Source organism: Sphingomonas sp., from assembly GCF_017745215.1.
Lineage (GTDB): Bacteria > Pseudomonadota > Alphaproteobacteria > Sphingomonadales > Sphingomonadaceae > Sphingomonas.
In genome coordinates this window covers 1-8,525 of the sequence record NZ_JAGHZV010000036.1, presented here as the reverse complement: position 1 = coordinate 8,525, position 8,525 = coordinate 1, and the positions used below count along the sequence as shown (strand labels likewise).

At 68.0% G+C, this 8,525-nt stretch carries 9 protein-coding genes; 2 read left to right on the top strand and 7 right to left on the bottom strand.

The annotated features are described in order from the left end of the window. Positions 1 to 150 precede the first annotated feature (150 nt). Positions 151 to 2,073, bottom strand: coding sequence for an excinuclease ABC subunit UvrC (gene uvrC, locus J7495_RS20105; protein ID WP_294058760.1), 1,923 nt, complete (start codon positions 2,071 to 2,073; stop codon positions 151 to 153). A gap of 97 nt (positions 2,074 to 2,170) precedes the next feature. Here uvrC and J7495_RS20100 point away from each other — a divergent pair, with 97 nt between their 5' ends. Continuing rightward, positions 2,171 to 2,917: a methyltransferase gene (locus tag J7495_RS20100; RefSeq protein WP_294058759.1), complete on the top strand. Its 747-nt coding sequence runs from the start codon at positions 2,171 to 2,173 to the stop codon at positions 2,915 to 2,917. A 182-nt stretch (positions 2,918 to 3,099) separates the two neighbouring features. On the opposite strand, the gene J7495_RS20095 is transcribed toward J7495_RS20100, so the two are convergent. Then, complete coding sequence (locus J7495_RS20095; RefSeq protein ID WP_294058758.1) at positions 3,100 to 4,971, bottom strand: CHASE3 domain-containing protein; 1,872 nt, start codon at positions 4,969 to 4,971, stop codon at positions 3,100 to 3,102. 283 nt (positions 4,972 to 5,254) lie between these two features. Between J7495_RS20095 and J7495_RS20090 the strand changes: the two genes are divergently transcribed. Further along, complete coding sequence (locus tag J7495_RS20090) at positions 5,255 to 5,689, top strand: surface-adhesin E family protein (protein WP_294058757.1); 435 nt, start codon at positions 5,255 to 5,257, stop codon at positions 5,687 to 5,689. Between the two features lie 69 nt (positions 5,690 to 5,758). Here J7495_RS20090 and J7495_RS20085 read toward each other — a convergent pair whose 3' ends face one another. The 5 genes from J7495_RS20085 to J7495_RS20065 form a co-directional block, all read right to left on the bottom strand. Beyond that, positions 5,759 to 6,313, bottom strand: coding sequence for a hypothetical protein (locus J7495_RS20085; protein ID WP_294058756.1), 555 nt, complete (start codon positions 6,311 to 6,313; stop codon positions 5,759 to 5,761). Further along, positions 6,306 to 6,800, bottom strand: coding sequence for an ATPase (locus tag J7495_RS20080; protein ID WP_294058755.1), 495 nt, complete (start codon positions 6,798 to 6,800; stop codon positions 6,306 to 6,308). The genes J7495_RS20085 and J7495_RS20080 overlap by 8 nt, the downstream gene beginning before the upstream one ends. 19 nt (positions 6,801 to 6,819) lie before the next feature. Next, positions 6,820 to 7,032 carry a F0F1 ATP synthase subunit C gene (locus J7495_RS20075; RefSeq protein WP_294058762.1) on the bottom strand — a complete coding sequence of 71 codons (213 nt, stop codon included), beginning with the start codon at positions 7,030 to 7,032 and terminating at the stop codon, positions 6,820 to 6,822. Positions 7,033 to 7,100: 68 nt separating this feature from the next. Then, a complete protein-coding gene (locus tag J7495_RS20070) occupies positions 7,101 to 7,862 on the bottom strand; it encodes a F0F1 ATP synthase subunit A (RefSeq protein ID WP_294058761.1) in 762 nt (253 codons plus the stop codon). 20 nt (positions 7,863 to 7,882) lie between these two features. Beyond that, entirely contained in the window at positions 7,883 to 8,164 is a 282-nt protein-coding gene (locus J7495_RS20065) for an AtpZ/AtpI family protein (RefSeq protein WP_294058754.1), read from the bottom strand. Positions 8,165 to 8,525: the final 361 nt, after the last annotated feature.

Genomic DNA, 8,525 nt, shown 5'->3' with positions numbered 1-8,525 from the left:
CCCCAATACCCCGCCACCGCACCAACCAACGGCCGCGTTCAAACGCGTCTCATCCCCTGACCAAACCTCAAATCCTCACACACCAACCCGTTTCGCAGAGACCTCGCGAAAGCCGGGATGACGGCTTTGGGGGTCGGGGCGCACGCGCCCTCACTGCGCGTGGAAAAAATCGTACAGCTGCTGAGCCACCGCCGCCGACACGCCCGGCGCCTTCTGCAGATCCTCGAGGCTCGCCGATCGCACCGCCCGCGCGGTGCCGAAGTGCATCAGCAGCGCCTTCTTGCGCGCCGGGCCGATGCCGGGAACGTCATCGAGCGGGCTCGCGCCGATCGCCTTGGCGCGCTTGGTCCGATGCGCGCCGATTGCGAAGCGGTGCGCTTCGTCACGTAGGCGTTGCAGATAGAAGAGTACCGGCGAATTGGTCGGCAGCATGAGTTCGCGGCCGTCCATGAGGTGGAAAACCTCGCGCCCCTCGCGGCCATGATGCGGCCCCTTGGCGACGCCGACGAGCTGGACGTCCTCGATCCCGAGATCCTCGAGCACCCCCATCGCCGCGTTCAGTTGCCCGCGCCCGCCGTCGACCAGCACGAGGTCGGGCCAGTTGCCGCCCTGGCGGTCGGGGTCCTCCTCCTGCGCGCGGGCGAAGCGGCGCGACAGCACTTCGCGCATCATCCCGTAATCGTCGCCCGCCACGGTCTCGGCGCGCTTGATGTTGAACTTGCGATACTGGTTCTTGAGGAACCCCTCGGGCCCCGCGACCACCATCGCGCCGAGCGCATTGGTCCCCTGGATATGGCTGTTGTCGTAGATCTCGATCCGCTCGGGCGGCTCGGCGAGCTCGAAGATGTCGGCGATCTCGGCGAGCAGCTTCGCCTGGGTCGCGCCCTCCGCCAGCCGCCGGTCGAGCGCCTCGATGGCGTTGCGTTTGGCCTGCTCGATCAGCCGGCGCCGCGCGCCGCGCTGGGGAACCGACAACGCCACCTTGTGGCCCGCGCGCTCCGCCATCGCCTCCGCCAGCAGCTCGGCCTCGGGCAGATCGCGGTCGACGAAGACGTTCTTCGGCGGCGGCACTTCCTCGTAGAATTGCATGAGGAACTGGCTGAGCACTTCCTCCTCGGGCACCTCCTGGGTGTGCGCCGGGAAGAAGCTGCGGTGACCCCAATTCTGCCCGCCGCGAATGAAGAAGGCCTGGATGCCCATGCTGCCGGACTTGTGCGCGAGCGCGAAGATGTCGGCGTCGCCCACCCCCTCGGCGTTGATCGCCTGGCTGCCCTGGATGAAGGTCAGCGCCTTCAGCCGGTCGCGCAGCACCGCGGCCTGCTCGAAGTCGAGCGCCTCGGCCGCCGTCTGCATCGCCTCGCCGAGCTTGGCCTGGACCTTGGTCGACTTGCCGGTGAGGAAGTCGCGCGCGTCGCTCACCAGCTCGGCATAGTCGGCCTCGCTGATCCGCCCGACGCACGGCGCCGAGCAGCGGCGGATCTGGTAGAGCAGGCACGGCCGGTCGCGCGTCGCGAAGAAGCCGTCGGTGCACGAGCGCAGCAGGAAGAGCTTCTGCAACGCATTGAGCGTCTTGCGCACCTGCCCCGCGCCCGCGAACGGCCCGAAGTAATCGCCCTTGAAGCGCCGCGCGCCGCGATGGAGCTGGATGCGCGCGAAGTCGTGGTCCTGCCGCAGCAGGATGAAAGGGAAGCTTTTGTCGTCGCGCAGCAGCACATTGTAGGCGGGACGGAAGCGCTTGATCAGCTGCGCCTCGAGCAGCAGCGCCTCGGCCTCGTTGTTGGTGGTGACGATCGTCATCGACCGCGTCTGCGCGACCATGCGCTGGAGCCGCTTCGACAGCCGCTGGACCTGGGTGTAGCTGGTCACCCGGTTCTTGAGCGCGCGCGCCTTGCCGACATAGAGCACGTCGCCGCGCGCATCCTGCATGCGATAGACGCCGGGGCGCGCGGGCAAGGTCTTGAGCACGTTGCGGATCGCGGCGACGCCCGCGTCGAGGTCGGGCGCATCGGCACCGCGCACCGCATAGGTGGCCTTTTCCTCGTTGAACCGGTCGGGGGAATTGGGGTCGGACATCGTCCGACGCGATGTAGGCGCGGCGCGGGACTCGGGCAACTTGAACGGTCACATCAATGTGTCATGGTGCGCTCAAACACCTGAGGAGAGACTCGCCATGAAGCTGCTGCTTTCCGCTGCCCTGCTCGCCGTCGCCATGCCGCTCGCCGCGCAGGCGCAGACCGTGTCGCCCGCGGTCACCGCCGCGCTCGCCGACGCCGGCCGCCCGCAGGCCGACAAGGACCGCGATGCGGCACGCCATCCCGGCGAGATCCTGGCGCTGATGGGCGTGAAGCCGGGCGGCAAGGTCGCCGACTTCATCATGGGCGGCGGATACTGGACGCGCATCCTCGCCAAGACCGTAGGCCCCAACGGCCACGTCTATGCCTATCAGCCCGAGGAGTTCATCAAGTTCAAGGCGAGCTACGGCGACGACCAGAAAACGGTCGCCTCGGCCTATGCCAACGTCACGCCGCTCAGCGATTCGCTCAACACCGTCGCCTTCACCGGCCCGCTCGACGCGATCATCACGGTGCAGAACTGGCACGACCTGCACCTGGGCTTCGCCAAGCCCGGCCTGTCGGTCGACGTCGCCAAGCGGCTCTATGCAGCGCTGAAGCCGGGCGGCGTGCTGCTGGTGATCGATCATGTCGCCGAAGCGGACCCGGGCTTCGCGGTGCCCAACAAGCTCCACCGCATCGACCCTGCCTCCGCGCGCGCCGAGATCGAGAGCGCGGGGTTCAAGTTGGAGAAGGAAAGCCCGCTGCTGCGGAACTCGACCGACCCGCACACCGCGAACGTCTTCGACCCCTCGATCCGCGGCAAGACCGACCAGTTCATCTTCGTGTTCCGCAAGCCGAAGTAAGTCGAGGACCAAATCCTCCCCTGCACAGCAGGGGAGGGGGACCATGCGGAGCATGGTGGAGGGGCGCCGCGAAGCGGCGTTTGCCCCGAGCTGAAAGCAAGTCCCGCGCCTACGGCGCGGCCCCTCCACCACCGCCTTCGGCGGCGGTCCCCCCCCCCAGCAAGCTGGGGGAGGATTGGAAGTCAGTCCACCAGATCCAGCACCGACCGCACCTTCGCCGCCAGCTGCGCCACGGTGAACGGCTTGGCGATGAAGTGCACGTCATGGTCGAGCACGCCGTTGTGGACGATCGCGTTGCGCGTGTAGCCGGTGGTGTAGAGCACCTTGAGCGCGGGCCGCGCCTTGCGCGCCGCGTCCGCAAGCAGCCGGCCGTTCATGTCGGGCATCACGATGTCGGTGAACAGCAGGTCGACGCGCCCGCCCTCGCCGAGCAGCGCCAGCGCCGCCGCGGCGCCGTCGGCCTGGAGCACCGCATAGCCCAGGTCCTGCAGCGTATCGACCGAAAGGTCGCGCACGCGATCCTCGTCCTCGACCACCAGCACCACTTCGCCCTCGATCGCGCGCGGCAGCTCGGCCGACGCGCTGCCCGCCTGCGCCGCCACCGCCGCGGCCGGATCGCCGAAGTGGCGCGGGATGTAGAGCTTCACCGTCGTGCCGACGCCGGGCTCCGAATAGATCTTCACATGCCCGCCCGATTGCTTGACGAAGCCATAGACCTGGCTGAGCCCGAGCCCCGTCCCCTGCCCCACCGGCTTGGTGGTGTAGAAGGGATCGAACGCACGCTCGATCACGTCGGGCGGCATGCCGGTACCCGTGTCGGTGACCGAGAGCATGACGTATTGGCCCGGCGTCACTTCATTGTGCGCGGCGGAATATTGCTCGTCGAGATAGGTGTTGGCGGTCTCGATCGTCAGCCGGCCGCCCTGCGGCATCGCGTCGCGGGCGTTGACGCAGAGGTTGACCAGCGCGTTCTCGAGCTGGTTGGCGTCGATGAAGGCCGACCACAGCCCGCCCGCCAGCACAGCCTCGAAGCGCACCGTCTCGCCGATCGTGCGGCGGAGCAGCTCGGACATGCCCGCGACCAGCCGGTTCATCTCGACCGCGCCGGGCGCGAGCGGCTGCTGGCGAGAGAAGGCGAGCAGCCGCTGGGTGAGCTGCGCCGCGCGCTCGGCACCGTGCAGCGCATTGTCGATCGACTGTTCGGCGCGCTTGCGGTCCTTCGCCAGCCGGCGTTTGGCGAGGTCGAGGCTGCCGATCACGATCGCGAGCATGTTGTTGAAATCATGGGCGATCCCGCCGGTAAGCTGGCCGATCGTCTCCATCTTGTGCATCTGGCGCACCTGCGCCTCGGCCGCCTCGCGGTTGCGCGCCTCGTCGCGCAGCTTCTCGTTCGCCTTCGCGAGCGCATCGCGCGCCTCGGCCGAAGCGCGGGCGCGGGTGCGCGCGTCGCGCGTCACCAGCAGCGCCAGCCCCGCGACCAGCACCGCGCTGATCAGCAGCCACACGGTCAGCAGGCTCGACCCGCGCTGGACCGCGGCGATCCGCCCGTCGAGCAGGCTGTGCTCGGTGGTCTTCATCCGGGTGATCAGCGCGCGGCAGCGGTCCATCAGCTGTTTGCCCACGCCCTGGCGGATCACTTCGCCGGCGCTGTCCGCCCTGCCGGCACGCGTGAGCTCGATGCCGACGGTCAGCCGCTCGACTCGCGCCTTGGCGACGCGGGTCAGCTCGGCGGCGGTCGCCATCTGGTCGGGATTGTCGGTGACTTCGCGGCGCAGCGCCGCCATGTCGACGTCGATCCGGCGGACGCCGTCGTAATAGGGCGCGAGATAGGCCGGGTCCTGGGTGACGATATAGCCGCGCTGCCCGGTCTCGGCGTCCTGCAGCCCCGAGAGCACGCTGCTCAGCCGCTCCTCGACCTGGAGGGTGTGCACCACCCATTGCTGCGCGCGCTGCTGCTCGTTGAACAGGACGATGGTGCCGAGAACGGCCGCGGCGAGCCCCGCGAAGGCCGCGCCCAGTGCAATCACTCCCAGTTCGCGGTTCGGTTGGGGCATCAGCGGCGTCATACGCAATTCTACGTAGCGGGCAATGGGTTGGCGCGGGTTTCGATGACGATCGGGGCCGGCGGAACGATCGTGCCGCGATCGAACGCCCCGAATCGGCCGGGCCTCAGTTCATGGCTTCCCCCTGTTGCTCCGAAATGGCAGAGTTGCTTCAGGCGCGTGCAGCCTTTGTGCGCGTCATGTTGCGCAATGCGCAGGAAACGAGACCGTGCTCAGGGGAGCGCGGCTTAGCCCGCCCCGCGGGCGTTGCGGGGCGAGAGGGGGAGAAGAGAAGATGCGTGCACTGTTGCTTGCCGCCGCAGTCCTGGGTGTTGTTCCCGCGGAGGCCAATGCCGAATCCTGGTATCGCGTCGGCGGAAACGAGAAGACCTACAGCTATGTCGACCTCGACAGCCTGCGGCCGATCGGCGGCAAGATCGTGGTGATGACCGAGAGCGTCTATGCCGAGCCGATCGGCGGCGACGTCTATGCGAGCGGCATCCGCTCCGAATATGACTGCACCGGCGGCTATTTCCGCACCCTGGAATACACCTATTACGATCAGGGCGGGAACAAGATGTCGACCGAGGCGTCGCAGACGATCAACGAGCACAAGGTGCCGGCGAAGGACAGCATCAACGAAGCGATCATGGACTTCGTCTGCTATCGCAAGGGCGGCACCGCAGTGAGCGATCCGTTCGGCGACGCGCGCGCACACTTCGGCAACTGAGCCGAAATGCGAACGGCCCTCCCCGCGAGGGGAGGGCCGTCGTGATTCCAGTCTTTCGACGCGCCGCGATCAGTGCGCGCGGGAAAGCCCCGCAATCGCCTTGTCGACCAGCGCCTTGTCGGCGGCCGCCCCGTGCTTCTCGGCGATCACCGCCGCCGCGGCCTGCGCCGCCGCCTCGGCCGCGCGCGCGCGAACCTCGGCGATCGCAGTACGCTCGGCAGCCGCGATCTTGTCCTCGGCCATGCGGCCGCGGCGCGCGACGAGCTCGTCGGCATCCGTCTCCGCCTTGGCGAGCAGCGCCGCGGCCTCGGCCTCGGCATGTGCGACGATCGCCGCCGCGTCCGCCGCGCTCGCGGCGTGCTTGGTCTGCGCGTCGATCAGCATCGCCTCGGCTTCCTGGCGAAGCCTGGCGGCTTCGTCGAGCTGGCGCTTGATGCCGTCGATCTTGGCGTCGAGCATGCGGCCGATCGCGGCCGGCATCTTCTGCCACAGGATGATCGCGACGACGACGAGCATCGACAGCGCCACCCAGCCGGGTGCCGCCAGGCCGAACGCCGTCGGCTCATGATGGAGCTCAACGGTGCCCGTCGCCGCGGTCATGCCCTGATGCGCTTCTTCAGCCATTTGCCAACACTGCCTTCACTCGCTGCGCGACGTCCGCGCGGTCGACCGTCACGCCCGAGAGCTTGGCGACGATCGCCTCGGCGGCATCCACCGCGGCGCCTTCGACCTCGGCGAGCGCCTTGCCGGTGCGCGCCTGGAGGTCCGCCGCGGCCTGGGCGACGCGCGCCTCGTCCGCGGCAGCCGCCGCCTTCACCTTCGCCTCGGCGGCGGCGCTGGCCGCCGCCTTGGCTTCGCCGGTCAGGCGCAGCGCCTCGGCGCGGGCGCTGTTGAGCCCGGCCTCATAGGTCGCCTGCACCTTGTGCGCGGCGTCGCTGGTCGCCTCGGCCGCGGCGAGGTCCTCCTGGATCACGGTCGCGCGATTCTCGATCGTGCGCTCGATCCTGGGGACCATCGCCTTGCCGATGCCGAAATAGATGAGCGCGAACACGATCGCGAGCCAGAAGAGCTGCGATGCGTAGATCTCACCGATCTGGGATAGCTGCGGCATGGGCCGAGGCCTCCGTGACTTAGCGAACGACGAAGAGGATCAGGATCGCGACGACGAACGCGATCAGGCCCAGAAGCTCCGAACCCGCGAAGCCGATGAACAGGCGACCCTGCTGGCCGTCGGCCGCGCCCGGGTTGCGCAGCGCGCCTTCGAGGAACGAGCCGAACACATTGCCCACGCCCAGCGCGGCCAGGCCGACGCCGATCGCCGCGAGGCCGGCACCGATGTACATTGCACCCGTATCAGTCATTTCAAGCTCCTTCAGAAATCAGGTCGGTTCAAAATCTTGGGTCCGGACGATCAGTGCAGGTGCACTGCGTCGTGGAGGTAGAGCGAGGTGAGCAGCGCGAACACATAGGCCTGGATCGCGCAGACCAGAAGCTCGAGCGCGCTCACGCCCACGATCATCACGAAGCTCAGCAGGCTCACCAGCCAGCCGAGCGGGCCGCCGGCATTGAAGCCCTGGACGACGAAGCTGCCGAACACCTCGAGCAGGATGTGCCCCGCGGTCATCGCGACGAACAGTCGCAGGCCCAGCGAGAAGGGGCGCACCAGGAACGAGATGAGCTCGACCGGGATGATGACCGGCATCAGCCACAGCGGCGCGCCGTGCGGCACGAACAGCGTGAAGAACTTGAGGCCGTGGCGGAACAGCCCGACGAACAGCACGATGCCGAACGACAGGAACGCCAGCACCGCGGTGACGGTGATGTGGCTCGTCACCGCGAAGGTGTGCAGCCCCGGCACGATCGCGAGCGGCAGCACGCCGACGAAGTTCGCGAAGAGGATGAAGAAGAAGATCGAGAAGATGTACGGCGCGAACTTCTTGCCGTCCTTCTTGCCGATGTTGGTCGCGGTCATGTTCTCGATGAAGCCGACCGCGCCTTCGGCCATCAGCTGCCAGCGGCCCGGCACGAGGCGCTGGCGCAGCCCGCCCCACATGAACAGCGCGAGCAGCGCGCCCACGACGACCATGAACAGCGCGGAATTGGTGAAGGAGACGTCATAGCCGGCGATGCTGAGATGTCCGCCCAGCACCGGTTCGACGTGGAACTGCTCCATCGGGTCGATTTTGCCCGCGCTCACTCGGCCTGCTCCTTCGAAATGCGATAGATGTTGCGAAACGCCACCACGAACGCCAGCGCCAGCAGGATCAGCAGCAGCCAGGGGCTGGTGCCGAGCCAATAGTCCAGCGCGAAGCCGATCACGCCCCCGCCCAGCGGCGCGCCGATGAGCTCCATCAGCACGCGCGAGCCCTGGTTATAGCCCTTGGCCTGCGGCTTCGGCCCGTCTTCCCGCGCAGCCGCCGCCTTGGCATCGGCGATGCGCTGGTCAAGGTCGTCGTGGCCATGGTCGTCAGACACGGGGTAGCGCGATCCAGATATGAAAAAGCCGCCGCGCAGGGGCGGCGACACCGAAGCATCACCGGCCTGCGGCTGCGATGCGAGGGCGCTTTAGGAAGGGGGGGAGCCCGAGTCAACACTTGGGGGGCGGAGGGGGCTGACCGGCCGCGTCGAAGCAAGCCGTGAAGGGATCGACCCCAACGCCGTCATCCCGGCGAAAGCCGGGACCCAGGGCCACGAGCGATGTCCTTTGCAACCCTGGGTCCCGGCTTTCGCGAGGTCTCTGCGAAACGGGTTGGTGTGTGAGGATTTGAGGTTTGGTCAGGGGATGAGACGCGTTTGAACGCGGCCTGGTTGGTGCGGTGGCGGGGTATTGGGGGTT

What these genes read in the sequence shown, in the direction of transcription:
- uvrC (WP_294058760.1), bottom strand. Translation starts at nt 2,073, where the DNA reads ATGTCCGACCCCAATTCCCCCGACCGGTTCAACGAGGAAAAGGCCACC.
- J7495_RS20100 (WP_294058759.1), top strand. Translation starts at nt 2,171, where the DNA reads ATGAAGCTGCTGCTTTCCGCTGCCCTGCTCGCCGTCGCCATGCCGCTC.
- J7495_RS20095 (WP_294058758.1), bottom strand. Translation starts at nt 4,971, where the DNA reads ATGCCCCAACCGAACCGCGAACTGGGAGTGATTGCACTGGGCGCGGCC.
- J7495_RS20090 (WP_294058757.1), top strand. Translation starts at nt 5,255, where the DNA reads ATGCGTGCACTGTTGCTTGCCGCCGCAGTCCTGGGTGTTGTTCCCGCG.
- J7495_RS20085 (WP_294058756.1), bottom strand. Translation starts at nt 6,313, where the DNA reads ATGGCTGAAGAAGCGCATCAGGGCATGACCGCGGCGACGGGCACCGTT.
- J7495_RS20080 (WP_294058755.1), bottom strand. Translation starts at nt 6,800, where the DNA reads ATGCCGCAGCTATCCCAGATCGGTGAGATCTACGCATCGCAGCTCTTC.
- J7495_RS20075 (WP_294058762.1), bottom strand. Translation starts at nt 7,032, where the DNA reads ATGTACATCGGTGCCGGCCTCGCGGCGATCGGCGTCGGCCTGGCCGCG.
- J7495_RS20070 (WP_294058761.1), bottom strand. Translation starts at nt 7,862, where the DNA reads ATGGAGCAGTTCCACGTCGAACCGGTGCTGGGCGGACATCTCAGCATC.